Raw genomic sequence first — 25,264 nt, 5'->3', positions numbered from 1 at the left:
CGACCTCGCATCCCTGCGACTGTTTTCAAGCCTTGTTCGGCATCAACCCCGGCAGCGCATGCACCAGCGCGTTGATGGCAAAACCGATGAACATGATCCCGCACAACCGGGTGATCGCCAGTTCGTGGCGCTGATACAGCGTACGCACCTGCCGCGCCCCGACGATGCCAATGAGGATAGCGTAGGCGAGCAATCCGCCGAGGAAACTCAAGGCGATCAGCATCGGCAGCATCGACCAGTTAAGCAGTTCGGCGCGGCTCGACAGCAACGCAGTGAACGTCGCCACCGCCACCGGGTAGGCCTTGGGGTTGGTCAGCCCGAACAGGATGCCGTGCCAGAACGGCTGACGCGCCGCACCCTGCGGCTGTTCGCCGTTGCTGCGCTTGGCCCGCACCGCGCGCCAGCCGAGCCAGAACAGGTACAGGCCGCTGAGTACGCCGAGCACATCGAACGCGGTGCTGCCGATTTCCCGGGCGCCGACAATCGCAATCAACGCGGTGCTGCACCAGATCACATCGCCCAGCAGATGCCCGCACAAGAACCCCGCCCCGGCCCGCCGCCCACGTGCGGCGCCGATGCCGAACACCGCCAGCACACCCGGCCCCGGCGTGATGCCGTAGATGAAACCCGAGGCCAGCACGGCCATTAGCAACGATGGAGTCATGGAAAACCTGCAAGTCCCGGAAAACGTGGCCGCCAGTCTATCCCAGCGGTTTGTGGATATTCACGGCTCGTTGAAAAAACGCATGCCCGCGTAGGGCTTTTGCCGACACGCGGCCAGTCGCGAAGCGAGATCACCGACGTGGGCTTCGAGCTTGTGACCGTCCGGGTCGAGGAAGTAGAACGACGCGCCTTCACTGCGGTTGTCGCGCCATTCCTGCACGTTGGCGGCACGAAGCTGCTGCACGAACAGCGCAAAGTCCGCAGCGCCAATGCTGAAGGCGTAGTGGGTGTAGTCGGCGGCGGGCTCGGGATGGCGCTTCGGATCAAGCGACAGGCACAACCACAGGCCCGGGAGCGACAGGTAGGCACCGCCGTCCCAGATTGCCTCGACGTGCAGCTTCAGCACATCGCGGTAGAACGCTAGGCTGCGGTCCAGGTCGCTGACGGCGAGGGTCAGGTGGTTGAGGCCGGTGAGCATCGGTCAGTAACCTCTGAGGTCTTCGGGAATGGTGTATTGCTTGCCGTCGTAGGTCAGGGTGATTTGGGTTTTCTTCAGGTCGGTGGTTTTGGAAACGCACTCTTTGCCTGACTGGGTCGAGGTGTACACCACACCACTTGAGGAAACGATCAGGTCAGCGAGGCCATTATGGCTGGATGGGCCGATTTCCAAGGTCCTGAGGATTTTCGTGTCCCTGGTTTCGCACTCCCCCGTACCCTCGCCGAACTCCTTGCGCATGACCAGACCTTCCAGCACCGGGCGCAACTTGCTGCCTTCGCGCACATACAGCGCCAGATCGGTTTTTGCGTAGGGGTTGGCCCGGGAAAGCTGATCCGCAAACGTCGAACGCAGGCCAAATGCGCGAACGTCGGACGCCAGGCGATAGCGAGCCGTGTCGATGGTCAGATCCTCGAAACGAATGGCATCGGAGTTGTAGGCTCCGGGCTTGGCGTAAGTCGCCAACGGCTTGGCATTCGCGGCGTTGAGGAGCGACAACTCCAGATCGAACACGCCGTCGTGATCACCTTCGGAGTCGGACACGAATGTGGACTTCGCCGAAATCGCCTTGTCCGGGAAGGCCGGCCACACTTTGCAGCGTGACAGGGAGTGACCGTCGAATTTCTTTATCTCACAGGCGGCATGGGCCTGAGTGGCGACGGCCATAAAACCGAGGGCGATGAAAAGTCGGGTTGGGCTGAGCATTGTTCTTCCTTGAAATAAGTCGCGTTGGCTCTGTATCACTCGATGGCTTTGAAACCTTTAGGCAAGACGTAGGATTTTCCGTCGTAGCAAAGGGCTGTCAGCACCATCCCGCTACCTCAGAACTCACGCCCCACTCCTTGATATTTTTCAGCCGCGCACTATCCCCTGCTCAATCCGCCGATTCAACCAGTTCAACGCCTGATCCCCGCCGCGCCGTTTGTGCCACGCCGAGACAAACGTGAACGGCGCGATTTCAAACGGTGGCGGCACGACGATCAGTGAGTCGTCATGCACCTCATTCAACGCCCGCGAGGCCACGGTCAGGATCAGGTCCGTGCCGCTGATGAACTGCGGCGCGACGCTCCAGTGCGGCAGGCTGATGGCGACGCGGCGGCGTTCGCGCAGGGCGGTCAGGGTGCGTTCGATTTCCGGGGTGCCGCTGCCGCGCATTTCCAGCAGGACATGGGGACGGGAGAGATAGGTTGGCAGGTCGAGAACACCTCCGGCGGGAAGGCTATGGCGATCCAGAAGGCAGACGTAGCGTTCCTCGAACAACGGCGTGCTACGCAGTTCACCGGGCAACTCAGGGAGTACACCGGCAGCGAGATCGATGTCGCCGTTGAGCAGACCTTCGACCATGCCTTCGCGGCTGGCGTGACTGATTTGCAGATCGATACCCGGCGCTTCCGCGCGCAAGGTGCGAATCAGTCCGGGCAGGATGATCGCCGCGCCGTAGTCCGACATCGCAAGGCGAAAGGTCCGACGGGCGCTGGCCGGATCAAAGGTATTCGGCGCCAGCAGCGATTGCACCTGAGCCAGGGTTTCTGCCAGCGGTGCCGCCAGCTCCAGCGCTCGCGCGGTGGGCACCAGCCCCGAACCGGCACGCACCAGCAATGGATCACCGAGCAAGTCGCGCAAGCGCGCCAACGCGTGGCTGACCGCCGGTTGACTCAGGTGCAGACGCTCGGCAGCGCGGGTCACATGCTGCTCGCTCAGCAACTCGTCCAGAATCACCAGCAGGTTGAGATCGATGCGGCGCAGATCATTCATTCGATGCATGTTCCGAATATCAAAACAGAATTTAAATCTGCGCGACGAATACCCTAGAGTCCAGCAAAACCTTGCAGGAGAACGGTCATGGGGACGATGCAGTGGGTCGGATTGCTGTTATTGGCGGTATTCGCCGGTGCGGTGGTGCCGTTTCAGAGTGCGATCAACATCAATCTGGCGCGGGGGTTGGGGCATCCGCTGTGGGCAACGCTCACCTCGCTTGTGGTGAGCGTGCTGGTGTTGTTGCCGGTGATTGTCGCGCTGCGCCTGCCGTTGCCGTCGCTGGCCCTCGCCAGCAAGCTGCCGTTTTGGATGTGGACCGGTGGCGCGTTCGGGGTGTGCTTTGTCGCATTGGCGGTGGTGTTGCTGCCAAAGTTGGGGGCGTCGGGATTTCTGGCGCTGGCCCTGGCCGGGCAAATGATCACGTCAATCGTGCTGGATCACTTTGGCCTGTTCGGATTGGTGGAGAAACATCTGACCTTGCCGCGCCTGTTCGGCGCGGTGTTGTTGATGGCTGGAGTGGTGCTGATTCAGTTTGGTGACTCGGCTGCCAGGTCCCTGTCAGCGGCGAGCTGATCGTTCGCGTTACAAGAACGACCAGCCCGTGATCTCAGTACTTGTCCAGCGTGCGCAGCTTCTGCGGCAAGCCCCACAACAGCAACGCCGCCGCGATCAGCGCCGCCACGCCGATGACATACAACGCCGGTGTGGTGCTGCCGGTCAGATCCCTGATCCGGCCGACCATTACCGGGCTGACGATGCCGCCGAACTGCCCCAGGGTGTTGATCACCGCAATCCCGCCCGCCGCACCGGCTCCAGCGCCGGCCAGCAACTTCGGTGGCAGGGTCCAGAAACTCGGAATCGACGCGATGATCCCGGCGCCCAGCAATCCAAGGGCGACGATCAGGAACGTGGTGTGGCTGGCGAAAATCCCCGCACTGAAGAAGCCGATGGCGCCGACAACCACCAGCCCCGCGACAAACTTGCGCCGCTCCCCCGTGGCATCTGACAGACGACCGATCACCACCATGCTGATCGCACCGCAAACGTAAGGAATCGAGGTCAGCAGACCGATCATCACCGGGCTTTCGGTGCCGGCACTGCGGATCAGTTGCGGAGCCCAGAAATTCAGGCCGTAGGACGCGACCTGGATCAGGAAGTAGATCAGCCCCAGCGTCAGGAAACCCGGAATCTTCAGCGCCGCCAGCAACGAACCGCCACTCTTGTGCGGTTCGTGATGGGCGATGCGGCTGGCCAACAGTTTTTTCTCATCCGGGGTCAGCCAGTGAGCGTCCTCGATGCGGTCCTTGAGCAAGGTCAGCACCAGAAAACCCAGACCGACGCACGGCACACCGCCAAGCAGGAACAACCAGTGCCAGCCGCGCATTTGCAGCACGCCGTCGAGGTGTTCCAGCACCAGTCCGGAGAACGGCGCGCCGACCAATCCGGCAAACGCCGAGGCCAGGAACAGCATCGAAGTGATGCGGCCACGGAAGTGCTGCGGGAACCACAGCGTCAGGTAATACAGCACGCCGGGGGCGAAACCGGCCTCCATCGCCCCGATCAGAAAGCGCAGCACGTAGAACTGCCATTCGCTGGTGACGAACACCATCAGCGCCGTCGCCACGCCCCAGGACATCATGATCCGGGCGATCCAGCGCCGTGCGCCGACCTTGTACAGCATCATGTTGCTCGGCACTTCGAACAGCACGTAACCGACAACGAACAGACCGGCACCGAGACCGTAGGCGGTGTCACTCAGGCTCAGGTCGGCCTGCAACTGAAACTTGGCGAAGCTGATGTTGATGCGGTCGAAGAAGGCGAACAGGTAGCAGACCATGATCAACGGCATCAGGCGCCAGGCGACCTTGCTGACCAGGGCTTTTTCGGCGTCGTGATCGACGGACGGGCTCGCGCCCGCCTCCATAACATTGAGGCTCATAGTTTTTTCTCCAGGCGGACTGCCGGTGGGCGTCCGATTGTTGTTGTTGTCTGGTTCGGGTGAGTCGGTGAGCGTGTGAAATCAGGTGGGGATCGGGTGCAGATCGCAATTGCGTCCGGCCTTGGCCAGTTGCCCCGGCACTTCGTGGCCCAGCAGCGCGGGCAAACCACGGGACAGTTTCAGCAGCAGCGGCAGATCGATGCCGGTGTGAATGCCGACTTCATCGCAGAGGTTCACCAGGTCTTCGGTGCAAATATTGCCCGACGCACCCGGTGCAAACGGACAGCCGCCGAGCCCGCCCAACGCCGCGTCGAAACGCCGGGCACCTGCTTCGTAAGCCGCCAGTACATTGCACAGACCCAGGCCTCGGGTGTTGTGGAAATGCAGGGTCAGGTCCGCCGCCGAAACGCGCTGCAATACCCGTCGCACCAGTCGATCGACCTGTCGCGGATTGGCCATGCCGGTGGTGTCGGCCAGGGTGATGCCCTGAATGCCGAGCGCCTGATAGGCCTCGACAATTTGCAATACACGGTCTTCGTCGATCGCACCTTCGAACGGGCAACCGAAGGTCGTCGCGACACTGCCGTTGAGCCGCACGCCCGAGCCGCTGGCGAAACTCACGATTTCGCCGAACGCCGCCAGCGAGGCTTCGCAACGCATGCGCATGTTCGCCAGGTTGTGGGTCTGGCTGGCGGACATCACCAGGTTCAGTTCATCGGCGCCGGACTCCAGCGCCCGTTGCGCGCCCTTGAGGTTGGGAATCAGCGCGACGTAAATCACCCCCGGCTGACGCTGAATGCCCTTGAACACCTGCTCGCCATCACGCAGGGCCGGGATCGCTTTCGGCGAGACGAACGAGCCGGCCTCGATGCGGCTGAATCCTGCCTGTGACAGCTGATCGATCAGGGCGATCTTGTCTTCGGTTTCGACCCAGGTCGGTTCGATTTGCAGGCCGTCCCGGGGCGAAACTTCCTGGACGATCAGGGTCTGCGAGTAATCGCTGATCATTGCACCACCCCCTGGCTTTTCAGGCGTTCGATGTCCGAGGCGGTCAGACCGAGACCTGCGAGAATGCCGTCGGTGTGCTGACCAAGGCCGGGGCCCGACCAGTTCACCCCGCCGGGGGTTTCCGAAAGTTTGGGCACGATGCCCGGCATCTTCACGCTCGCCCCGCCGGGCAGTTCGGCGTCGAGCAACATGTCCCGGGCCTGATAGTGCGGATCGGCAACAATATCGGCCACCGAGTAGATGCGGCCGGCCGGCACTTCGGCGGCTTCCAGCGCCGCCAGTACATCATTGATCGGCAGGCTGCTGGTCCAGTGGGTAATGGCGGCGTCGAGCAGACCGCTCTTCGCGGCGCGGCCGTCGTTGTGGGCGAACTCTTCGGCGTCGGCCAGATCATCCCGACCGATCACCTGCATCAGGCGCTTGTAGATCGGATCGCTGTTACCGGCGATCACCACGTAGGCGCCATCGGCCGTGAGGTAGGTGTTGGAGGGTGCGATGCCCGGCAACGCGCCGCCGCTGCGTTCGCGGACATGGCCGAGCATGTCGTATTCCGGCACCAGACTTTCCATGACGTTGAACACGCTTTCGGCCAGTGACACGTCGACAACCTGCCCGCCGCCCTGCCCGGTCTTGACCCGCAGCAGCGACATCAGCGCGCCGATCACCGCGTGCAGCGAAGCCAGCGAATCGCCGAGGCTGACACCGACTCGCGCCGGTGGCGAACCGGGGGTACCGGTGGTGTAGCGAATGCCGCCCATGGCCTCGCCGATCGCACCGAAGCCGGGGCGGTCGCGGTAAGGGCCGGTCTGGCCATAGCCGGAAATGCGCACCAGGGTCAGGTCGGGATTGAGCGCGTGCAGCACGTCCCAGCCCAGGCCGAGTTTTTCCAGGGCGCCGGGGCGCAGGTTTTCGATGATCACATCGGCATCACGGGCCAGTTGCTTGACCAGTTCGATGCCTTCGCCGGATTTCAGATTGAGCGCCAGGGATTTCTTGTTGCGCGATTGCAGGTACCACCACAGCGACGTTCCTTCGTGCAGCTTGCGCCATTTGCGCAGCGGGTCGCCCTGACCCATGGCTTCGATCTTGATCACCTCGGCGCCGAATTCGGCGAGCATGCGCGCGGCAAACGGCGCAGCAATCAGGGTGCCGATTTCGATCACTTTGATCGCACTCAGAGGGGCAGTCATCGCGGGGTACCTCTTGTTCTTGGAATTGCGGCCAAGGCTAGAGGAACGTCATGACTGCAATCCAGCCGTCACTCGGCAACGGGCGTTCGCCAAACGCGAACGCTCAGCCGGCTGCGCGCAAATGCTCGAACAGGATCCGGCTCACGGGCGACAACCCGGCCTCGTCACGCACCACCACGATAAGGTCGCGATCCGACCAGCCATCGGTCAGCGGCACCGCTTGCAACCCCAGCGCCCGACCAAATAATTCATACGCCCGCTGCGGCAGGATGCCGATGCCCATGTTGGCCTGCACCATCCGGCACACCGCATCGAAACCCGGCACATGAATGCGTATGCGCAGCACCTTGCCGGCCTGCCGCGCGGCGGCGTGGGTGCGCATGTTGATCGAACTGGCGGCATGCAGGCCGACGTAATCGCTGTCGAGGGTTTCGCTGAACGCCATGGATTCACGCACTGCCAGCGGATGCTCGGGCAACATCACCACCACCAGTTTGTCCCGGCGATAGCACACGCTGTGCAGGCCTTTGATATCACTGTCGCTGGAGCAGATACCCAGATCCGCCACGCCATCGAGCACACCCTGAATCACTCCGGCACTGGGCCGTTCTTCGAGGTCGGTCTTGACCTGCGGGTGTTGCGCGGCGAAGTCACGCAGGTCCTCGGGGAGAAATTCAATGATCGCCGACAGGTTCGCCAGCATTCGTACATAGCCGCGTACACCGTGGCTGTGCTCGCCCAGTTCCAGGCCCATTTTCTCGACGTTGAACAACATCCGCCGGGCGTGGTGCAACAGGGTTTCGCCGGCCGGGGTCAGGGTCATGCCTTTCGCCTGACGCACGAACAGGCTGATCCCCAGCGCTTCCTCCAGCTCCATCAAGCGCTTGCTCGCCGCCGACACGGCAATCGCCTCGCGGGACGCGGCACGGGTCAGCGTGCCTTCCTCGTGCACGGCGACGAACAGTTGCAGGGTGATCAGGTCGAGGCGGCGGGTCAGGTTTTTCTGCAACATGAGGCACTCGTTAACAGGGTTCGCGGACCCCAGCAGGATAACCGCGTTGCTCTCGATGCAGGCAGTCAATTGCCCTACAACCAAGGGTTACATTCCCCTACAAAAAAACTCAAACAACGCTCAAGGCTATCGGATACAACCGATTCTGACCCCGCATCGCCCTCTGTAAAGTCTGGCAACACACACAAATTGAAACACCCCATGGATTGCCATGCTCAAGGAGAGCTGCCTATGAATCACTCGCCGGAATCCGCCAACACCTTCACCAACTATCGCAAAGTCATCGCGCTGGCCGACCACGACTGGGAAGCCGCCGAAGCCGGAAAAGTCGCCGCCCTCAATGTTGAGGTCAAAGGCTGCAACCAGTTGCTCGATCAACACGGGCGCCAGTTCCATCATTTCTGCACCACGTCCTATCTGGGTCTCGATCACCACCCCGCCCTGCTCGAAGGTGCCATCGCGGCGTTACGGGAAACCGGCACACTGCGCGTAGCCAATTCGAAAAACCGCTGCAAACTGGCGCTGCTCGACCGATACGAAAGCGAGCTGTCGCAATTGTTTGGCGCGGTGTGTCTGAGCACTTTGTCCTGCAGCGCCGCAAGTGCCGGGATCCTGCCGTTATTGGCCAGCGGTGTGTTTACACACAACCGCCCGCCGGTGATGGTGTTCGATCGTATGGCTCACTATTCGATGAATCACCTGAAGGCCAGTTGCGCCGATGAAATCCAGGTATTGACCTGCCCACACAACGACATGGATTTTCTCGAGTCGGTGTGCCAGCGTCATTCAACCGTCGCCTTCGTTGGCGATGGTGCCTACAGCATGGGCGGCGTGGCCAATCTGGACGGCCTGCTGTACCTGAAAGAGCGTTACGGCCTGTTTCTTTATCTCGATGACTCCCACGCGTTGTCGGCGGTGGGTAGCAACGGTGCCGGTCTTGTACGGCCAAGAATGCCGACGCTGGATGAGGACTGCCTGATCGTCGCGTCACTGGCCAAATCGTTCGGGGCCAGCGGCGGCCTGGTGATGCTCGGCAATGAGCGGCAGAGGAAACTGATTCAGCGTTACGGCGGGCCGAGCAACGGGTCGCAAAGCCTCAATCGCGCGGCCATCGGTGCGGGCCTTGCCTCAATTCAGCTGCATCGCAGTGCAGAGCTGCGTGCGTTGCAGATTCGGCTCCAGAGCAATATTCGCCTGTTCGACAGTCTGGTGAGCACCGAACAGCACGGCAGCCCCATGGCCATCCGTTTGATCAACTGCGGCGAGGCTGCCCTGGCCACTCGAATTGCCATTGAACTGGCCGAACACGGCTTTTTCACCAGCGCGGTGTTTTTCCCGGCGGTGGCGCAAGGTAAAGCCGCGATCCGCGTGACCCTGCGCGCCGACATGGAATCGACCCTGATCCACCACTTCTGTGATTTGATCACCGGACTGTTACTGACTCACGGCGGCCATCGCGACCGCTGAACCTTCACGGACGACTCATGAATCCCGGACTCATCCTGCTCATCACCTGCTCCACCGTGTTCCTCGCCCAACTGGGCATGAGCATTTACCTGCCGGCGTTGCCACAGATCGCCGGGCACTTGCACGTCGATGCAACGCAGGTGGCCTGGGGCTTGTCGCTGTACCTGATCGGCATGGCGCTGCCGATGCTGCTCTGGGGCAGTCTGGCGCATCGCATCGGCCGTAAACCGGTGCTGTTGGCGGCGCTGGGGATTTACGGGCTGGCGAACCTGGCGTTGCCGCTGGGTTCGACGCTGGAGTCGTTCCTGCTGTTGCGACTGCTTCAGGGGATCGGCGCCAGCGGCATTTCAGTGATGGCGCGGGTGCTGATCCGTGACAGTTTCCGGGGCGATCTGCTGGCGAAGGCGTTGTCGTGGATTTCGATTTCGTTCGTTGTCGCGCTCGGGATCGGGCAATACGCCGGCTCGCTGATTCAGGTGACGCTGGGCTGGCAGGCGATTTTCTATCTGCTGGGTGCGGTCAGCCTGTTGATGGCTGCGATTGTCTCGCGCCTGAGCTTTCCGGAACTTGTCGAAGCACCCGCAACCGCGTCGCCCTGGGCGGTCTACGGAAGGATTCTGACCCACCGGGCGTTTATTCTGCCGGCGCTCGCGGGTGGTCTGGGTTATGGCGTGATCATCGCGTTCAACAGCGCTGCGCCGTTGATTCTGCAAGGCCCGTTCGGTTGGTCGACGACCGACTACGGGTTGCTGGGCTGGCCGATCAGTGCGGCGTATTTTCTGGGGGCGCTGGCGGTCAATCGCTTTGTGCTGCGTACCGGTCAGCATCGGTTGATGGCGTTGGGTGTGGGCCTGGTGATGGCCGGAGGCGGGGTAATGCTGGCTGGCAGCCTGCTGGCCAGCGCCGTTGCCTGGCTGCTTTGGTTGCCTTACTGCGTCGCCGTGTTCGGCCAGTCGCTGAACTATCCGATCAGCCTCTCGCGGGCCAACGATGGAGCGCCGATTGCCGGCGCTTACGCGATGGCCCTGAGCGGTTTCATCCACCAGTTGATGGCCGCACTGATCGGCGCGGTGGCCAGCCTGCTGGCCGGTCCACACGCGTGGCCGCTGTCGCTGCTGTGTTGCTTTCTGGCGGCGGGCGCGGTGCTCTGCACGAGGTTCACACCCGATCGCCAGTCCGCTTAAAACGCACTGCGGAAAATCTCCTCGATCTGCCGTTGATCCGCAGCGCGCGGATTGGTGAAGCCGCAGGCGTCTTTCAGGGCGTTGGCGGCGAGTACCGGAATGTCGGTGCACTTGGCGCCCAGATCGCGCAGGCCGCCGGGTATCTCGACGTCTCTGGCCAGGCAACGGATCGCATCAATCGCGGCTTTTGCACCCTCCTCCGGACTGAAACCACGAATGTCGGCCCCCATGGCGTGGGCTACGTCGGTGAGGCGATCGGCACAGACCAGCGCGTTGAACGTCTGCACATGCGGCAACAACACCGCGTTGCACACGCCGTGAGGCAGATCGTAGAAACCGCCCAACTGGTGCGCCATCGCGTGCACATAGCCGAGCGAGGCATTGTTGAACGCCATGCCCGCGAGGAACTGCGCGTAGGCCATGTTTTCCCGCGCGGCCAGATCGCAGCCGTCACGCACGGCCAGGCGCAGGTTGTTACTGATCAAGGTCATGGCCTTCAGTGCGCAGGCATCGGTGATCGGGTTGGCAGCGGTGGAGACGTAGGCTTCGATCGCATGGGTGAGCGCGTCCATGCCGGTGGCGGCGGTCAGGCCTTTCGGCATGGCGACCATCAGCGCCGGGTCGTTGACCGACAGCAGCGGCGTGACGTTGCGGTCGACGATGGCCATTTTCACGTGGCGGGTTTCGTCGGTGATGATGCAGAACCGGGTCATCTCGCTGGCGGTGCCGGCGGTGGTGTTGATGGCGATCAGCGGCAGTTGCGGCTTGGTCGATTGATCGACGCCTTCGTAGTCGCGGATCTGCCCGCCGTTGGTCGCGCACAACGCGATGCCCTTGGCGCAGTCGTGGGGCGAGCCGCCGCCCAGCGACACCACGAAATCGCAGCGGCTGTTCTTGAGCAGCGCCAGTCCCGCCTCGACGTTGGCGATGCTCGGGTTGGGTTTGGCGCCGTCGAAGATCACTGAATCGATGTCCTGCATCGCCAGTTTCTCGGCGATCATCGTCGCCACGCCGGCCTTGGCCAGCCCGGCGTCGGTGACGATCAGCGCCTTGCGAAAACCGTAATTGCGGATAGCAAGCATGGCTTCGTCGAGGCAGCCGCTGCCCATGATGTTGACTGCTGGAATGAAAAAGGTGCTGCTCATGGCGCGACTCCTGACAGGGACCAAATCGACTTCTGCGATCCGGCGGGTGCACACAGGATCGACTGATCGGTCACGGCGGATGTTGATCTGGCTCAATGCCCGCTCGTGATAAAGTCGCCGTCCATCTGCCCCTTTGTTTTGAGACGTGCCCTGCAATGACTGATTTTCTGGATGTCGACGCCACCCTCGAAGACTGGAACGCGTTGCGCGCCACCACCGACTTCAGCGGTCTGCTGCTGGGCAATGGCGCCAGTCGCGCGGTGTGGGACGACTTCGGCTACGACTCGCTGTTCGAAAACGCCCGCACGGTGGAAGAAAAACCGTTGAGCCCGTCGGAACTGAGCGTGTTCGACGCGATGCAGACGCGCAGTTTCGAGCAGGTACTCGGCGCGCTGAAAACCACCAGCCGGGTCAACAAGGCGCTGGCCGTCAGCTCGGCCGCGCCGCGCAACCGCTACTACGCGATCAAGGAAGCGCTGATCAATACCGTGCACGCGGTACACATCCCGTGGCGGCTGATCGAAGCCTCGACCCTGGCGACGCTGAACAGTGAACTGGCAAGTTATCGCACGGTGTTCACCACCAATTACGACTTGCTCAATTATTGGGCCCTGCAACATCAGGGCGAGGCGATCGACGACCTGTTCAACGGCCCCGATGCGAGTTTCGATCTGTGCGCCAGCCACACTGAAAAACCGCGCCTGCTGTACCTGCACGGCGGCCTGCACCTGGTGCGCAACCAGGACGGCACCGCCCGCAAGCTGACCGCCACCGAGGGCACGCTGCTCGGCAATTTCGCGATCAACAACACGCTCAAGACGCTCGACGACGTGCCACTGTTCGTCAACGAAGGGCCGAGCGCCGACAAGCTCAAGACCATCCGCAGTTCCGATTACCTGTCGTTCTGCTACGACCAGTTACTCGGTCACGGCGGCAGCCTGTGCATCTTCGGCCATGCCCTCGGCGAACAGGACAGCCACCTTGTGCGCGCCCTGCGTCTGGCGAAACCGAAGACCGTGGCGATCTCGATCTACCCGCGCAGCGCGGCGTTCATCCAGCACCAGAAACGGCATTACGCGAAGGTGTTCGACGGAACCGGCGTGGAACTGCGGTTCTTTGATTCGAAGTCCCATGCCCTGGGCAACCCGAAGCTGTCAGTGCCGGTCGAGGACTGATCATTCCTCGCTGCTGTGCACCACCACCAGCAACTGCGCCTGCACCTCGCCCACCGAGCGGATGCGATGGGGTTTCTGTGCATTGAAGTGCAGCGCATCGCCCCGCTCCAGTACAACCCTTTCGTTGACGAAGTCGACTTCGACCTGGCCTTCGTGGACGAACAGAAACTCCTCGCCCAAGTGTTCCTTGAAGGTTTTGTCGGTGAATTCGCTCGGCGGATAAATGATGAACGGCAGCAGGCTGCGCTCGCTGACCTGATGGGCCAGCACCGCGTAGCCGGGGCTGTGGTCGTTGGCCGCCAGCGACTGGCGTTCGTGGCTGCGCACCAGGCTGTAGCTGTCGAGGCTGACGTTGTCTTCGGAGAACAATTCCTCGACTTTCACGTTCAGCGCCTTGGCCAGTTTCAGCGCGGCGGCAATCGACGGCGTGTTCAAGCCGCGCTCGACCTTAGACAGGTAACTCTTGGTCATGCCGGATTTCTCGGCCAGCGCCTCAAGGGTTACGCCGAGTTTTTTTCTCAATAATTTCAAACGGATAGACATGCGAAGCGATTATTCCAGCAAAGGAAAGACGATTTGTCCTTGCCAATGACACAAAGTGTCATATAGCCTCTTAAGTGTCATCCATGGCAACCACCACAGGACACGGATATGGCGAAGACATTAGCACTACCCAAAGACGAACTGGTCAAGCAAGCGCTGACCCAGATGCAAAAAAGCCTGGCGGATAATACGTGGACAGACCGGCAAAAGCTGGCCCTGACCTGCCGGATCCTGTTCGAGAACGGCCACGATTCGGGCCTCGCCGGGCAGATCACCGCCCGTGGCCCGCTGCCAGGCACTTACTACACGCAGCAACTGGGCTTGGGTTTCGATGAAATCACCGCAAGCAATCTGCTGCTGGTCAACGAAGACCTGGAAGTGCTCGAAGGCCACGGCATGGCCAACCCGGCCAACCGCTTCCACAGCTGGGTGTACCGCGCCCGGCCGGACGTGAACTGCATCATCCACACTCACCCGACGCACATTGCCGCGCTGTCGATGCTGGAAGTGCCGCTGCAGATTTCCCACATGGACCTGTGCCCGCTGTACGAAGATTGTGCGTTCCTTGAAGGCTGGCCGGGCGTGCCGGTGGGCAACGAAGAAGGCGAATTGATTGCCGGAGCGCTGGGTGACAAGCGGGCGATCCTGCTTTCTCATCACGGTCAGCTGTCCACCGGCACGACCATCGAGGAAGCCTGTGTCATCGCCCAATTGATCGAGCGCGCCGCCAAACTGCAACTGCTGGCGATGGCCGCCGGGACGATCAAGCCAATCATCCCCGAGCTGGGTCGCGAGGCGCATGACTGGGTCTCGAAACCCAAACGCCACGCCGCAGCCTTCAACTACTACGCCCGGCAGAACCTGCGTCAGCACGCCGATTGCCTGAACTGAACACCTCATCCTTGCGGAGCACTCCCATGTCCAACATTCACGGCATCATCGGCTACACCATCACCCCGTTCGGCGCCAACGGCGAAGGCGTCGACCTGCCGGCCCTCGGCCGCTCAATTGATCGTCTGATTGCTGGTGGCGTCCACGCCATCGCGCCACTGGGCAGCACCGGCGAAGGCGCCTACCTGAGCGATGCGGAGTGGGATCAGGTCGCCGAGTTCAGCATCAAGCACGTGGCCAAACGCGTGCCGACCGTGGTCAGCGTGTCCGACCTGACCACCGCCAAAGCGGTGCGCCGCGCACGTTTCGCCGAAGCCCACGGCGCCGACGTGGTGATGGTGCTGCCGACCTCTTACTGGAAGCTCGGCGAAGCGGAAATCCTGGCCCACTACCGCGCCATCGGCGACAGCATCGGCGTGCCGATCATGCTCTACAACAACCCGGCCACCAGCGGCACCGACATGTCGGTGGAGCTGATCCTGCGCATCGTCAACGGCGTGGAAAACGTGACCATGGTCAAGGAGAGCACCGGCGACATCCAGCGCATGCACAAGCTGCAACTGCTCGGCGAAGGCCGGGTGCCGTTCTACAACGGCTGCAACCCGCTGGCGCTGGAAGCCTTCGTCGCCGGGGCCAGCGGCTGGTGCACGGCGGCACCGAACCTGATTGCGCAGCTCAACCTGGATTTGTACGAAGCCACGCTGGCGGGGGATCTGGGCAAGGCGCGTGAGTTGTTCTACCGCCAGTTGCCGCTGCTGGACTTCATCCTCAAGGGTGGCTTGCCAGCGACGATCAAGGCCGGTCTGCGCCTGACCGATCTGGAAGCCGGCGATCCGCGTTTGCCGGTGTTCCCGCTGAGCGAGGCCGGGCGTCATCAGTTGCAAGCCATTCTCAAAAGCCTGAGCTGATTTCGAGCCGCACACCCACCTGTGGGAGCCAGGCTCCCACAGGGTTTTGTGCTGGATTCAAAGCACCGGCAGGGTTTTGTCCTTGATCACCTTCGTCGGCCCGTTGGCCTTGACGCTGGCGATGCCTTTGGCGCACGCCGCGTCCGATGAATAGGATTCGCTGCTGCCGATGATCTGGTGATTGGCCGCCTTGAGGTTGAAGTAGGGATGGCCGTCCTTCGTCGCTTTTTTCTCGTAACGCTCGTCCAACGGGCTGTTGGCCTGCACCGAGGCGATGCCGCTTTCGGCGGCCGTGCGGCTGGTGTACAGCTCGCTGGTCAGAATGGTTTCGGCATTCGCCGCTTTCAGTACGAACCTGAACTGGCCGTTGCTGCTTTTGCTCAACTCATACCATCCGGACATGGTGTTTCTCCTTATCGATGGGTCACAGGGTGATTTTGGTTCCAAGCAGCCCGAGGAAACCCGCCAGCCATTTCGGATGCGCCGGCCAGGCGGGCGCGGTCGCCAGGTTGCCCTGGACGTGGCCGTCCGTGACCGGGATGTCGATGTAGGTGCCGCCGGCCAACCGCACTTCCGGGGCACAGGCCGGGTAGGCGCTGCACTCCCGCCCTTCGAGAATCCCCGCCGCCGCCAGCAGTTGCGCGCCGTGACAGACAGCGGCAATCGGTTTGCCGGCCTTGTCGAAGGCCCGCACCAGTTCCAGGACTTTTTCGTTCAGCCGCAGGTATTCCGGCGCACGACCACCGGGCACCAGCAACGCGTCGTAGTCCTTGGCGTCGACCTTGGCGAAATCGAAGTTCAGGGCGAACTGGTGACCGGGCTTCTCGCTGTAGGTCTGATCGCCTTCGAAGTCATGAATCGCGGTGCGCACGGTCTTGCCGGCGGCCTTGTCCGGGCACACCGCGTGGACGGTGTGACCGACCATTTGCAGGGCCTGGAACGGCACCATCACTTCGTAGTCTTCGACGTAATCGCCGACCAGCATCAGAATCTTTTTCGCGGCCATGGGCAGGACTCCTCGGGTGAATGCACAGGAATATTCACAGTAGTCCAAGGACCGCGATGGCGTTCGCAAACTGTATGGATAACTCTGCGCTCAGCTGTAACAGCCCGATTGCCGTGGATTGTGGCTAGATGAAAGCACCTCCCTGCCACCTTTGAATCGGTTTGCCCTCATGTCTTCGCGCGAAAACACCGGCATGGCCCTCGGCCTGCTCGGCGTGGTGATTTTCAGCCTTACCCTGCCCTTCACCCGCATCGTGGTGCAGGAACTGCACCCGCTGCTCAACGGCCTGGGCCGCGCGTTGTTTGCGGCGATTCCGGCAGCGGCGCTGTTGTTGTGGCGACGGGAGAAGTGGCCGACCTGGAAGCAGGTCAAAGGCCTGAGCCTGGTGATCGCCGGGGTGATTCTCGGTTTCCCGGTGCTGTCGGCATGGGCCATGCAGACCTTGCCGGCGTCCCACGGTGCGCTGGTCAACGGCTTGCAGCCGCTGTGCGTGGCGCTTTACGCGGCGTGGCTGTCCCATGAACGACCGTCGAAAGCCTTCTGGGCCTGCGCCGCGCTGGGCAGTGCGCTGGTGCTGGGTTATGCGTTGTACACCGGCGCCGGCAGCATTCAGGCCGGAGACTTATTGATGCTCGGTGCGATTGCGGTGGGCGGTCTGGGATACGCCGAGGGCGGGCGGCTGGCCCGGGAGATGGGCGGCTGGCAGGTGATCTGCTGGGCGCTGGTGCTGTCGACACCGTTGCTGATCGGCCCGGTGCTGTATCTGGCGTTGCAGCATCAGGGCGCGGTGTCGGCGAAAACCTGGTGGGCGTTCGGTTACGTCGCACTGTTTTCGCAGTTCCTGGGGTTCTTCGCCTGGTACGCCGGGCTGGCCATGGGTGGCATTGCCCGGGTCAGTCAGATCCAGTTGTTGCAGATCTTCTTCACTATCGCGTTTTCCGCGCTGTTCTTTGGCGAACACGTGGAGCCGATCACCTGGCTGTTCGCCTGCGGGGTGATCGCGACGGTGATGCTCGGGCGCAAGACCGCGGTGCGCCCGGCTCAACCGGGCACATTACCCGCCGGGGTTCAGCTCAAGCCTTGAGCTTCAGCAGGCCGTCAGCGAGCAGCAGGGTTTCGAGGCAGTGCTCGCTGATCTGGTAGAACGCCTTCAACTCCTGAATCTTCACCAGCAGCTGAGTCGGGTCCACCGGCTCGGCGCGCTTGACCGCCAGAATCATCTTGTTCTTGTTGGTGTGGTCCAGGGAGATGAACTCGAACACCTTGGTCTCGTAACCGCAGGCTTCGAGGAACAGCGCACGCAAGCTGTCTGTGACCATTTCCGCCTGTTGGCCCAGGTGCAGACCGTATTGCAGCATCGGCTTGAGCAACGCCGGGCTCTGGATCTGCAAGCGGATCTGTTTGTGGCAGCACGGCGAGCACATGATGATCGAGGCGCCGGAACGAATGCCGGTGTGGATCGCGTAGTCGGTGGCGATGTCGCAGGCATGCAGGGCGATCATCACGTCCAGTTCGCTCGGCGCCACGCTGCGCACATCGCCGCATTTGAACACCAGCCCCGGGTGTTCCAGCTTCGCGGCGGCGGTGTTGCACAGGTTGACCATTTCTTCACGCAGCTCGACGCCGGTGACTTCGCCCTCGGCCTTCAGGGTGTTGCGCAGGTAGTCGTGAATGGCGAACGTCAGGTAACCCTTGCCCGAACCGAAATCCGCCACCCGCACCGGTTTGTCCAGGGCCAGCGGCGACGAGGTCAGCGCATGGCTGAAGACTTCGATGAACTTGTTGATCTGCTTCCATTTGCGCGACATCGCCGGGATCAGCTCGTGCTGCGTATTGGTCACGCCCAGATCCTTGAGGAACGGCCGGTTCAGATCGAGGAAGCGGTTTTTCTCGCGGTTATGCCCGGCGGACGGCACTTCGCGCAATTGCTGGGGTTTGCTCATGAACAGCGAGCTCTTGCCCTTTTTGCTGTATTCGAGCTGGGCTTCGTCAGTCAGCGTCAGTAAATGCGCATTCTTGAACGCCGTTGGCAGCAGCCCGGCAATCGTCGCCACCGCTTCGTCCAGCGGCAGGTTCTTGGTGATGTCGCGGGTCTTGTAGCGATAAACGAACGACAGGCACGGCTGCGCCTTGACCGTCACCGGTTTGATGATGATCCGCTGCAGATCCGCTTCTTCGCCGACGTACCTGGCCAGCACCAGTTTGATAAAGCCGTTCTGTTCGAGGCTGGTTTGCAGCAGCTCGATGAACCGGGCGTGATGATCGGGCGCCGGTTTGGCAGATGCGGAGGGAGCGGTAACGGACATGGGAAAAAGCGGCCTCGGACGGGCAAATCGGGAATGGCCGCTAGTTTAGGGGGGATGGCGCTCAAGGGCACGGCTAATTTCCCGAACGGTTTACCCCAGCACCACCAGCCGATTGGGCAATTCATTGCGAACCTGCGTCACCGGCACATGCACCTTGAGCAATTCCCCGCACGCCTCGATACAAGTAACAAAGCCCTGCAACGTCTGCCCTTGCCGGACCTGTTCGGTAAACGCCGCGACAATCGAATCCCAGCTTTTGTTGTCCAGTTTTCTGGAAATCCCTTCATCCACCAGGATCTCCACATACCGCTCCGCCTCGCAGACAAAAATCAGCATGCCGGTGCTGCCCACCGTGTGGTGCAGGTTCTGTTCGAGAAACTGCCGCCGCGCCAGGTTCGACGCGCGCCAGTGCCGGACACGGCGTGGCACCAGATGTGTGGTGATTGTCGGCAAGCGAAACAACAGGCACAGCACGATGAAAATGCCCCACTGCACCAGCAACAGGCTGTGCATCGTCAGCCAGCCGGTCAGGTAATGCACGATCCCCGGCACAATCAGCGCCAGCAGGCTGGCCCAGAGCAGCGGGATGTACGCGTAGTCGTCGGCACGGGCCGCGAGCACCGTCACCAGTTCGGCGTCGGTGTCGCGCTCGACCCGGGCGATGGCCTCGGCGACCTTGCGTTGTTCGTGTTCAGTCAGTAATGCCATGTCGTGAAGTGCCTGCTCATTATTGTTATCACCAGCCGCCGGAGGACCCGCCGCCGCCGAAACTGCCACCGCCGCCGCTGAAGCCCCCGCCCCCACCGCCGCAGCCAAAACCTCCGCCACCAAAGCCGCCCCCTCCTCCGGAGCCGCCCCGGCCGGCGGGAAGGATACCGAGCATCTGGCAGACAAAAACAGTCAGGATGAACAACATCACTAGAAATACGAACAACGCCGGGTGCCGCGAGACGAAATCATCCGCAGGATCGCCGCCCGACTCATACACCGTGGAAGGTTCGTCCAGTGGATTGCCGCCCAGCACCACCAGCATCGCCGCCACGCCGTCACTGATGCCTTTACTGAAGTTACCGGCCTTGAACGACGGCGTGATCACCTGATGAATGATCACCGAGCTCTGGGCATCGGTCAGCCGGTCCTCCAGCCCGTAGCCGACTTCGATGCGCAACTTGCGCTCGTCCCGGGCGACGATCAACAGCGCGCCGTTGTTCTTGTCCTTCTGGCCGATGCCCCAGTGCCGGCCGAGTTCGACGCCATAGTCCTCGATGGTCGCGCCTTGCAGGTTCGGCAAGGTCACCACCACCAGTTGCTCGCCGGTCACCTGTTCGTGGGCCTGCAACTGCTGGCTCAGTTGCGCGCGCACCGACGGTTCGATCATCTGCGCGTCGTCCACCACCCGCCCGGTCAGTGCCGGAAAGGTCAACTCGGCCCGGGCGCTGACGGCGAACAGCCACAGCATCAGCACCAGGCCCATCTTCAACACACGCATGGGCATCCCCGGCTCAGAACTTCACTTCCGGGGCCTTGTCCGCGCCGGGGCTGGTGGCTTCGAAGGTCTCGCGGATCGGCAGGTTGCTGTACATCACGCTGTGCCAAAGGCGACCCGGGAAGGTGCGGATTTCGGTGTTGTACTTCTGCACTGCCAGAATGAAATCCCGGCGCGCAACGGCGATACGGTTTTCCGTGCCTTCAAGTTGCGATTGCAGGGCGAGGAAGTTCTGGTTGGCTTTCAGGTCCGGATAACGCTCGGACACCACCATCAACCGGCTCAAGGCGCCAGTCAGTTGATTCTGGGCCTGATCGAACTGCTTGAGCTTTTCCGGGTTGTCGAGCGTGCTGGCATCGACCTGGATCGACGTCGCCTTGGCCCGGGCCTCGATGACTGCCGTCAACGTTTCCTCTTCGTGCTTGGCGTACCCCTTCACGGTTTCCACCAGATTGGGGATCAGGTCGGCACGGCGCTGATACTGGTTCTGCACCTGGCCCCAGGCGGCCTTGGCCTGCTCATCGAGGGTCGGGATGTTGTTGATGCCGCAGGCGGTCAACAATGTGGCCAGCACCAGCAGGGTGGCGACCTTCAATCGCGAGCGGTAGACAGGACTGACATTCATCGGACGGGTGCTCCCTTGCACATTTCAAGAATAATGAATCGCGAAACATTCTCAGCCGACGGTTGCGGCATAATCGCCCGCGCCACTGGATTGCAGCGGGCCGATGGGCTAAAAAGAGGCCCTGCGCGATCACGTCGCCGACACTTTCGACGTACATTCGGCTGTCGTTTTCTGAATCAGCACCCGAACAACAATAGTCGCTCCCTAAATTTTGGCTGGCCGGCATTGCAACGCCGTTTAGGCCCTTGAGAAAACTATTCATGAAGAAGCTGTGTTTGCTGGGCCTGTTCGTCAGCCTGGCCAGTCATCAAGTACTGGCCGCCACGACCCCGGTACCCCTGGAAAACAAGGACGCGTTCATCAGCAACCTGATGAAGCAAATGACCCTCGACGAGAAGATCGGCCAGTTGCGCCTGATCAGCATCGGCCCGGAAATGCCCCGCGAGCTGATCCGCAAAGAGATCGCGGCGGGCAACATCGGCGGTACGTTCAACTCGATCACCCGCCCGGAAAACCGTCCGATGCAGGACGCTGCCATGCGCAGCCGCCTGAAGATTCCGATGTTTTTCGCGTACGACGTGATCCACGGTCACCGTACGATTTTCCCGATTCCGCTGGCCCTGGCATCGAGCTGGGACATGGACGCCATCGGCCAGTCCGGGCGCGTTGCCGCCAAAGAGGCCGCCGCCGACAGCCTCGACATCACCTTCGCGCCGATGGTCGACATCTCCCGCGACCCGCGCTGGGGCCGCAGCTCCGAAGGTTTCGGTGAAGACACCTACCTGACTTCGCGTATCGCCAAAGTCATGGTCAAGGCCTATCAGGGCGAGGCCCCGAGCGCGGCCGACAGCATCATGGCCAGCGTCAAGCACTTCGCCCTGTACGGCGCGGTCGAGGGCGGTCGCGACTACAACACCGTCGACATGAGCCCGGTGAAGATGTACCAGGACTATCTGCCACCGTACCGCGCCGCGATTGATGCCGGCGCCGGCGGCGTGATGGTGGCGTTGAACTCGATCAACGGCATCCCGGCCACCGCCAATACCTGGCTGATGAATGACCTGCTGCGCAAGGAGTGGGGCTTCAAGGGCCTGGCGGTCAGCGACCACGGCGCGATCTTCGAACTGATCAAGCACGGCGTGGCCCGCGACGGGCGCGAAGCGGCGAAGCTGGCAATCAAGGCCGGCATCGACATGAGCATGAATGACACCCTGTACGGCAAAGAGCTGCCGGGACTGCTCAAGTCCGGCGAGATCGAACAGAAAGACATCGACAACGCGGTGCGTGAAGTCCTCGCCGCCAAGTACGACATGGGCCTGTTCAAGGACCCGTACCTGCGTATCGGCAAGGCTGAAGACGACCCGGCCGACACCTACGCCGAAAGCCGCCTGCACCGCGCCGACGCCCGCGAAGTGGCGCGTCGCAGCCTGGTGCTGCTGAAGAACCAGAACGAAACCCTGCCGCTGAAGAAAACCGCCAAAATCGCCCTGGTCGGCCCGCTGGCCAAGGCCCCGATCGACATGATGGGCAGTTGGGCTGCCGCCGGTCGTCCGGCGCAGTCGGTGACCCTGTTCGACGGCATGAGCAATGTGATCGGCGACAAGGCGAACCTGATCTACGCCCGCGGTGCCAACATCACCAGTGACAAGAAGATCGTCGACTACCTGAACTTCCTCAACTTCGATGCCCCGGAAGTGGTCGATGACCCGCGTCCGGCCAACGTGCTGATCGACGAAGCGGTGAAAGCTGCCAGGGACGCCGACATTGTGGTTGCCGCCGTGGGTGAGTCCCGTGGCATGTCCCACGAATCGTCGAGCCGTACCGACCTGAACATCCCGGAAAACCAGCGCGAGCTGATCCGTGCCCTGAAAGCGACCGGCAAGCCGTTGGTGCTGGTGCTGATGAACGGCCGTCCGCTGACGATTCTTGAAGAGAAAGAACAGGCCGACGCGATTCTGGAAACCTGGTTCAGCGGCACCGAGGGGGGCAACGCCATCGCTGACGTGCTGTTCGGCGACTACAATCCGTCGGGCAAGCTGCCGGTGACCTTCCCGCGTTCCGTGGGCCAGATCCCGACCTACTACAACCACCTGAGCATTGGCCGGCCGTTCACGCCGGGCAAACCGGGCAACTACACCTCGCAGTATTTCGATGACACCACCGGGCCCCTCTTCCCGTTCGGTTACGGCCTGAGCTACACCAGCTTCAGCCTGAGTGACATGGCGCTGTCCTCGACCACCCTGAACGCTACCGGCAAGCTCGACGCCAGTGTCATGGTCAAGAACACCGGCAAGCGCGATGGCGAAACCGTGGTGCAGCTGTACATCCAGGACGTCACCGGTTCGATGATCCGTCCGGTCAAGGAGCTGAAGAACTTTCAGAAGATCATGCTCAAGGCCGGCGAGCAGAAGGTCGTGCACTTCACCATCACCGAAGATGACCTGAAGTTCTACAACGCCCAGCTCAAGTACGCGGCCGAGCCTGGCAAGTTCAACGTGCAGATCGGTCTGGACTCCCAGGACGTGACGCAGCAGAGCTTTGAGTTGCTGTAATCCCGCGCCCCGATCGTTCCCACGCTCCGCGTGGGAATGCAGCCCGGGACGCTCCGCGTCCCAAAGCGGACGCAGAGCGTCCATTGAGGAATTCCCACGCGGAGCGTGGGAACGATCAAATCTGAAAACTGCACTTAGCCGCGTCTATCGAGCAGATTGACTACCACCCGATCCACCCAGCCCCAGATCCGCTGCTTCACCCGCCGCCACAACGGCCGGCGCTGCCATTCCTCCAGGCTCACCTGCTCACTCAGGCCGAAGTCCTTCTCGAAACTCGCCGCCACCGCTGCCGTCAATGACGGGTCCAGCGCTTCCAGATTCGCCTCAAGGTTGAAGCGCAGATTCCAGTGATCGAAATTGCACGAACCGATACTCACCCAATCGTCCACCAGCACCATTTTCAAATGCAGGAAACACGGCTGGTATTCGTAGATTTTCACCCCGGCCTTGAGCAGGCGCGGATAGTAGCGATGCCCCGCGTAGCGCACCGACGGGTGATCGGTGCGCGGCCCGGTCAGCAGCAGGCGCACGTCGAGGCCACGGGCGGCGGCCTTGCGCAGGGAACGGCGGATTTTCCAGGTCGGCAGAAAATACGGCGTGGCCAGCCAGATCCGCTGCTGGCCGCTGTTCAGCGCGCGGAACAGCGATTGCAGAATGTCCCGATGCTGACGGGCGTCGGCGTAGGCCACACGGCCCATGCCCTCGCCCGTGTCCGGCACGCGGGGCAGCCGTGGCAGGCCGAAATGCGCGTTGGGCCTCCACGCGCGGCGGTGGCGGTTGGCAATCCATTGGCGGTCGAACAGCAATTGCCAGTCGAGCACCAGCGGGCCGGTGATTTCCACCATGACCTCGTGCCACTCGCTGGTGTCGTGGCCCGGCGTCCAGAATTCATCGGTGACCCCGGTGCCGCCGACCACCGCCAGACGCTGGTCGACCAGCAACAGCTTGCGATGGTCGCGATAGAAATTGCCGACCCAGCGCCGCCAGTTCAGCCGATTGTAAAAACGCAGTTCGACCCCGGCACCGGTCAGCCGCCGACGCAACGTGAGGGTGAACGCGAGGCTGCCGTAATCGTCGAACAGGCAACGCACCCGCACGCCCCGCTCTGCCGCCAGCACCAGCGCCTGCACGATGGTTTCGGCACAGGCGCCGGCCTCCACCAGATACAGCTCCAGTTCGATCTGCTCGCGGGCGCGGGCGATCTCGTCGAGCATGCGCGGGAAGAATTGCGGGCCGTCGATCAACAGCTCGAAGCGGTTGCCATCACGCCACGGAAATACCGCGCCGCGCATGTCAGCGCGCCGTGAAGATCAGCACCGCACCCACCGGCACCGACAGACTGATGGCCGACAGGCCGGCCATGTTGCGCAGGCTTTCCAGCCCCGGCAGCAAATCGAAGTCCTCGGCGCTGATCACCAGCGGTTCCAGGGTCACCACTTGAAAACGTCGGTCATCGAGGCGCGTGGCAAGCAATTCGGCGGGATATTCGCGCTGTTTGCCATGCAGATTGACGGTCAGCGGCAGGCGCAATTCAAGCTGCGCGCCAGGGGCCAGATCGTTGATCGGGCGCAGGTCGATCCGGGTGCTGATGGTCGCTTCGGGGAATTGCTCGATCTGGAACAGTTCCTTGCGCATGCGCTCGTCGCGCAGCGGGATGCCGCTGTTGATCGAATCCAGTTCGACTTCGACCACGGCGCGGCCATCGGGATCGACCTTGCCGTGCAGCACCAGAAAGCGCTGCACTTCAGAAATATTGGCGTTTTTCGTGCTGACGAACGACAGCCGCGACGACTCGCCGTCCAGATACCAGTTGGCCTGGGCCGGCAGCGCAGCAGCGCCCAGCAGCAGGCCGGCGAAGGCGTTGTGCAGAGAACGGTTGAACATTGAAGACTCGTGGGGCCGATAAACCT

Annotated in this window: 26 protein-coding genes; 8 read left to right on the top strand and 18 right to left on the bottom strand. The window is 62.1% G+C overall.

Features of this window, described 5'->3' with window-relative positions:
- Positions 1–25: 25 nt before the first annotated feature.
- The 4 genes from I5961_RS06695 to I5961_RS06680 form a co-directional block, all read right to left on the bottom strand.
- Positions 26–664 carry a LysE family translocator gene (locus tag I5961_RS06695; protein ID WP_007957940.1) on the bottom strand — a complete coding sequence of 213 codons (639 nt, stop codon included), beginning with the start codon at positions 662–664 and terminating at the stop codon, positions 26–28.
- Between the two features lie 60 nt (positions 665–724).
- Positions 725–1,141 (bottom strand): fosfomycin resistance glutathione transferase, encoded by a 417-nt coding sequence (gene fos / locus I5961_RS06690; RefSeq protein ID WP_085700563.1) that lies wholly within the window; start codon positions 1,139–1,141, stop codon positions 725–727.
- Positions 1,142–1,144: 3 nt separating this feature from the next.
- The gene (locus I5961_RS06685) at positions 1,145–1,864 is read right to left on the bottom strand and encodes a hypothetical protein (RefSeq protein ID WP_227234711.1); all 720 of its coding nucleotides are present in this window, start codon (positions 1,862–1,864) and stop codon (positions 1,145–1,147) included.
- 147 nt (positions 1,865–2,011) lie between these two features.
- Positions 2,012–2,923, bottom strand: coding sequence for a LysR family transcriptional regulator (locus I5961_RS06680; protein WP_227234709.1), 912 nt, complete (start codon positions 2,921–2,923; stop codon positions 2,012–2,014).
- Positions 2,924–3,001: 78 nt separating this feature from the next.
- On the opposite strand from I5961_RS06680, the gene I5961_RS06675 reads away from it, so the two are divergent.
- A complete protein-coding gene (locus I5961_RS06675; RefSeq protein ID WP_085700559.1) occupies positions 3,002–3,490 on the top strand; it encodes a DMT family transporter in 489 nt (162 codons plus the stop codon).
- Between the two features lie 34 nt (positions 3,491–3,524).
- Here I5961_RS06675 and I5961_RS06670 read toward each other — a convergent pair whose 3' ends face one another.
- The 4 genes from I5961_RS06670 to I5961_RS06655 form a co-directional block, all read right to left on the bottom strand.
- The gene (locus I5961_RS06670; RefSeq protein WP_085700558.1) at positions 3,525–4,856 is read right to left on the bottom strand and encodes an MFS transporter; all 1,332 of its coding nucleotides are present in this window, start codon (positions 4,854–4,856) and stop codon (positions 3,525–3,527) included.
- Between the two features lie 81 nt (positions 4,857–4,937).
- Positions 4,938–5,864 (bottom strand): hydroxymethylglutaryl-CoA lyase, encoded by a 927-nt coding sequence (locus I5961_RS06665; RefSeq protein ID WP_227234708.1) that lies wholly within the window; start codon positions 5,862–5,864, stop codon positions 4,938–4,940.
- Positions 5,861–7,054: a CaiB/BaiF CoA transferase family protein gene (locus I5961_RS06660; RefSeq protein ID WP_085703840.1), complete on the bottom strand. Its 1,194-nt coding sequence runs from the start codon at positions 7,052–7,054 to the stop codon at positions 5,861–5,863. The genes I5961_RS06665 and I5961_RS06660 overlap by 4 nt, the downstream gene beginning before the upstream one ends.
- 103 nt (positions 7,055–7,157) lie before the next feature.
- Positions 7,158–8,066: a LysR family transcriptional regulator gene (locus I5961_RS06655; protein ID WP_085700555.1), complete on the bottom strand. Its 909-nt coding sequence runs from the start codon at positions 8,064–8,066 to the stop codon at positions 7,158–7,160.
- Between the two features lie 231 nt (positions 8,067–8,297).
- Here I5961_RS06655 and I5961_RS06650 point away from each other — a divergent pair, with 231 nt between their 5' ends.
- A complete protein-coding gene (locus I5961_RS06650) occupies positions 8,298–9,533 on the top strand; it encodes an aminotransferase class I/II-fold pyridoxal phosphate-dependent enzyme (RefSeq protein WP_227234706.1) in 1,236 nt (411 codons plus the stop codon).
- 17 nt (positions 9,534–9,550) lie between these two features.
- Positions 9,551–10,717: an MFS transporter gene (locus I5961_RS06645; protein ID WP_227234705.1), complete on the top strand. Its 1,167-nt coding sequence runs from the start codon at positions 9,551–9,553 to the stop codon at positions 10,715–10,717.
- Here I5961_RS06645 and yiaY read toward each other — a convergent pair.
- Complete coding sequence (gene yiaY, locus I5961_RS06640) at positions 10,714–11,862, bottom strand: L-threonine dehydrogenase (protein ID WP_227234704.1); 1,149 nt, start codon at positions 11,860–11,862, stop codon at positions 10,714–10,716. The genes I5961_RS06645 and yiaY overlap by 4 nt on opposite strands.
- Before the next feature lie 155 nt (positions 11,863–12,017).
- Here yiaY and I5961_RS06635 point away from each other — a divergent pair, with 155 nt between their 5' ends.
- Positions 12,018–13,037, top strand: a complete 1,020-nt coding sequence (locus I5961_RS06635; protein ID WP_085700551.1) for a DUF4917 family protein — start codon at positions 12,018–12,020, stop codon at positions 13,035–13,037.
- Here the strand turns inward: I5961_RS06635 and I5961_RS06630 are convergent, their stop codons facing one another.
- Entirely contained in the window at positions 13,038–13,580 is a 543-nt protein-coding gene (locus tag I5961_RS06630) for a helix-turn-helix domain-containing protein (protein ID WP_085700550.1), read from the bottom strand.
- Positions 13,581–13,688: 108 nt separating this feature from the next.
- On the opposite strand from I5961_RS06630, the gene I5961_RS06625 reads away from it, so the two are divergent.
- Both I5961_RS06625 and I5961_RS06620 read left to right on the top strand, forming a co-directional pair.
- Positions 13,689–14,471, top strand: a complete 783-nt coding sequence (locus I5961_RS06625; protein ID WP_227234703.1) for an aldolase — start codon at positions 13,689–13,691, stop codon at positions 14,469–14,471.
- A gap of 26 nt (positions 14,472–14,497) precedes the next feature.
- Positions 14,498–15,379 carry a dihydrodipicolinate synthase family protein gene (locus I5961_RS06620; protein ID WP_227234701.1) on the top strand — a complete coding sequence of 294 codons (882 nt, stop codon included), beginning with the start codon at positions 14,498–14,500 and terminating at the stop codon, positions 15,377–15,379.
- A 57-nt stretch (positions 15,380–15,436) separates the two neighbouring features.
- On the opposite strand, the gene I5961_RS06615 is transcribed toward I5961_RS06620, so the two are convergent.
- Both I5961_RS06615 and I5961_RS06610 read right to left on the bottom strand, forming a co-directional pair.
- A complete protein-coding gene (locus tag I5961_RS06615) occupies positions 15,437–15,781 on the bottom strand; it encodes a YegP family protein (protein WP_227234699.1) in 345 nt (114 codons plus the stop codon).
- Between the two features lie 22 nt (positions 15,782–15,803).
- Positions 15,804–16,385, bottom strand: coding sequence for a DJ-1/PfpI family protein (locus tag I5961_RS06610; protein WP_007957909.1), 582 nt, complete (start codon positions 16,383–16,385; stop codon positions 15,804–15,806).
- 169 nt (positions 16,386–16,554) lie between these two features.
- Here I5961_RS06610 and I5961_RS06605 point away from each other — a divergent pair, with 169 nt between their 5' ends.
- Positions 16,555–17,469 carry a DMT family transporter gene (locus tag I5961_RS06605; protein ID WP_064383007.1) on the top strand — a complete coding sequence of 305 codons (915 nt, stop codon included), beginning with the start codon at positions 16,555–16,557 and terminating at the stop codon, positions 17,467–17,469.
- Here the strand turns inward: I5961_RS06605 and I5961_RS06600 are convergent.
- The 4 genes from I5961_RS06600 to I5961_RS06585 all read right to left on the bottom strand — a co-directional run bounded on the left by I5961_RS06600 (position 17,459) and on the right by I5961_RS06585 (position 20,802).
- Positions 17,459–18,691: a class I SAM-dependent methyltransferase gene (locus I5961_RS06600; RefSeq protein ID WP_227234697.1), complete on the bottom strand. Its 1,233-nt coding sequence runs from the start codon at positions 18,689–18,691 to the stop codon at positions 17,459–17,461. The genes I5961_RS06605 and I5961_RS06600 overlap by 11 nt on opposite strands.
- A 90-nt stretch (positions 18,692–18,781) precedes the next feature.
- Positions 18,782–19,399, bottom strand: a complete 618-nt coding sequence (locus I5961_RS06595) for a TPM domain-containing protein (RefSeq protein WP_085700545.1) — start codon at positions 19,397–19,399, stop codon at positions 18,782–18,784.
- A 28-nt stretch (positions 19,400–19,427) separates the two neighbouring features.
- Positions 19,428–20,180: a TPM domain-containing protein gene (locus I5961_RS06590; protein WP_227234696.1), complete on the bottom strand. Its 753-nt coding sequence runs from the start codon at positions 20,178–20,180 to the stop codon at positions 19,428–19,430.
- A gap of 13 nt (positions 20,181–20,193) precedes the next feature.
- Positions 20,194–20,802, bottom strand: coding sequence for a LemA family protein (locus tag I5961_RS06585; protein ID WP_085702668.1), 609 nt, complete (start codon positions 20,800–20,802; stop codon positions 20,194–20,196).
- A gap of 260 nt (positions 20,803–21,062) precedes the next feature.
- Between I5961_RS06585 and bglX the strand changes: the two genes are divergently transcribed.
- Positions 21,063–23,354 (top strand): beta-glucosidase BglX, encoded by a 2,292-nt coding sequence (gene bglX, locus I5961_RS06580; protein ID WP_085697471.1) that lies wholly within the window; start codon positions 21,063–21,065, stop codon positions 23,352–23,354.
- Between the two features lie 134 nt (positions 23,355–23,488).
- Here bglX and I5961_RS06575 read toward each other — a convergent pair whose 3' ends face one another.
- Positions 23,489–24,646 carry a phospholipase D-like domain-containing protein gene (locus I5961_RS06575; RefSeq protein ID WP_227234694.1) on the bottom strand — a complete coding sequence of 386 codons (1,158 nt, stop codon included), beginning with the start codon at positions 24,644–24,646 and terminating at the stop codon, positions 23,489–23,491.
- A gap of 1 nt (position 24,647) precedes the next feature.
- Positions 24,648–25,238: a YceI family protein gene (locus tag I5961_RS06570; RefSeq protein ID WP_227234692.1), complete on the bottom strand. Its 591-nt coding sequence runs from the start codon at positions 25,236–25,238 to the stop codon at positions 24,648–24,650.
- Positions 25,239–25,264 lie beyond the last annotated feature (26 nt).

It is taken from the genome of Pseudomonas sp. IAC-BECa141 (genome assembly GCF_020544405.1).
In the GTDB taxonomy this organism is placed as follows: Bacteria; Pseudomonadota; Gammaproteobacteria; order Pseudomonadales; family Pseudomonadaceae; genus Aquipseudomonas.
Note: the sequence above shows the minus strand (reverse complement) of the source record. Positions and strands in the feature narration are given on the sequence as shown.

What these genes read in the sequence shown, in the direction of transcription:
- I5961_RS06610 (WP_007957909.1), bottom strand. Translation starts at nt 16,385, where the DNA reads ATGGCCGCGAAAAAGATTCTGATGCTGGTCGGCGATTACGTCGAAGAC.
- I5961_RS06630 (WP_085700550.1), bottom strand. Translation starts at nt 13,580, where the DNA reads ATGTCTATCCGTTTGAAATTATTGAGAAAAAAACTCGGCGTAACCCTT.
- I5961_RS06590 (WP_227234696.1), bottom strand. Translation starts at nt 20,180, where the DNA reads ATGCGTGTGTTGAAGATGGGCCTGGTGCTGATGCTGTGGCTGTTCGCC.
- I5961_RS06615 (WP_227234699.1), bottom strand. Translation starts at nt 15,781, where the DNA reads ATGTCCGGATGGTATGAGTTGAGCAAAAGCAGCAACGGCCAGTTCAGG.
- I5961_RS06695 (WP_007957940.1), bottom strand. Translation starts at nt 664, where the DNA reads ATGACTCCATCGTTGCTAATGGCCGTGCTGGCCTCGGGTTTCATCTAC.
- I5961_RS06585 (WP_085702668.1), bottom strand. Translation starts at nt 20,802, where the DNA reads ATGAATGTCAGTCCTGTCTACCGCTCGCGATTGAAGGTCGCCACCCTG.
- I5961_RS06600 (WP_227234697.1), bottom strand. Translation starts at nt 18,691, where the DNA reads ATGTCCGTTACCGCTCCCTCCGCATCTGCCAAACCGGCGCCCGATCAT.
- I5961_RS06645 (WP_227234705.1), top strand. Translation starts at nt 9,551, where the DNA reads ATGAATCCCGGACTCATCCTGCTCATCACCTGCTCCACCGTGTTCCTC.
- I5961_RS06575 (WP_227234694.1), bottom strand. Translation starts at nt 24,646, where the DNA reads ATGCGCGGCGCGGTATTTCCGTGGCGTGATGGCAACCGCTTCGAGCTG.
- bglX (WP_085697471.1), top strand. Translation starts at nt 21,063, where the DNA reads ATGAAGAAGCTGTGTTTGCTGGGCCTGTTCGTCAGCCTGGCCAGTCAT.
- I5961_RS06655 (WP_085700555.1), bottom strand. Translation starts at nt 8,066, where the DNA reads ATGTTGCAGAAAAACCTGACCCGCCGCCTCGACCTGATCACCCTGCAA.
- I5961_RS06620 (WP_227234701.1), top strand. Translation starts at nt 14,498, where the DNA reads ATGTCCAACATTCACGGCATCATCGGCTACACCATCACCCCGTTCGGC.
- I5961_RS06570 (WP_227234692.1), bottom strand. Translation starts at nt 25,238, where the DNA reads ATGTTCAACCGTTCTCTGCACAACGCCTTCGCCGGCCTGCTGCTGGGC.
- yiaY (WP_227234704.1), bottom strand. Translation starts at nt 11,862, where the DNA reads ATGAGCAGCACCTTTTTCATTCCAGCAGTCAACATCATGGGCAGCGGC.
- I5961_RS06665 (WP_227234708.1), bottom strand. Translation starts at nt 5,864, where the DNA reads ATGATCAGCGATTACTCGCAGACCCTGATCGTCCAGGAAGTTTCGCCC.
- I5961_RS06595 (WP_085700545.1), bottom strand. Translation starts at nt 19,399, where the DNA reads ATGGCATTACTGACTGAACACGAACAACGCAAGGTCGCCGAGGCCATC.
- I5961_RS06685 (WP_227234711.1), bottom strand. Translation starts at nt 1,864, where the DNA reads ATGCTCAGCCCAACCCGACTTTTCATCGCCCTCGGTTTTATGGCCGTC.
- I5961_RS06625 (WP_227234703.1), top strand. Translation starts at nt 13,689, where the DNA reads ATGGCGAAGACATTAGCACTACCCAAAGACGAACTGGTCAAGCAAGCG.
- fos (WP_085700563.1), bottom strand. Translation starts at nt 1,141, where the DNA reads ATGCTCACCGGCCTCAACCACCTGACCCTCGCCGTCAGCGACCTGGAC.
- I5961_RS06680 (WP_227234709.1), bottom strand. Translation starts at nt 2,923, where the DNA reads ATGCATCGAATGAATGATCTGCGCCGCATCGATCTCAACCTGCTGGTG.
- I5961_RS06650 (WP_227234706.1), top strand. Translation starts at nt 8,298, where the DNA reads ATGAATCACTCGCCGGAATCCGCCAACACCTTCACCAACTATCGCAAA.
- I5961_RS06675 (WP_085700559.1), top strand. Translation starts at nt 3,002, where the DNA reads ATGGGGACGATGCAGTGGGTCGGATTGCTGTTATTGGCGGTATTCGCC.
- I5961_RS06605 (WP_064383007.1), top strand. Translation starts at nt 16,555, where the DNA reads ATGTCTTCGCGCGAAAACACCGGCATGGCCCTCGGCCTGCTCGGCGTG.
- I5961_RS06635 (WP_085700551.1), top strand. Translation starts at nt 12,018, where the DNA reads ATGACTGATTTTCTGGATGTCGACGCCACCCTCGAAGACTGGAACGCG.
- I5961_RS06670 (WP_085700558.1), bottom strand. Translation starts at nt 4,856, where the DNA reads ATGAGCCTCAATGTTATGGAGGCGGGCGCGAGCCCGTCCGTCGATCAC.
- I5961_RS06660 (WP_085703840.1), bottom strand. Translation starts at nt 7,054, where the DNA reads ATGACTGCCCCTCTGAGTGCGATCAAAGTGATCGAAATCGGCACCCTG.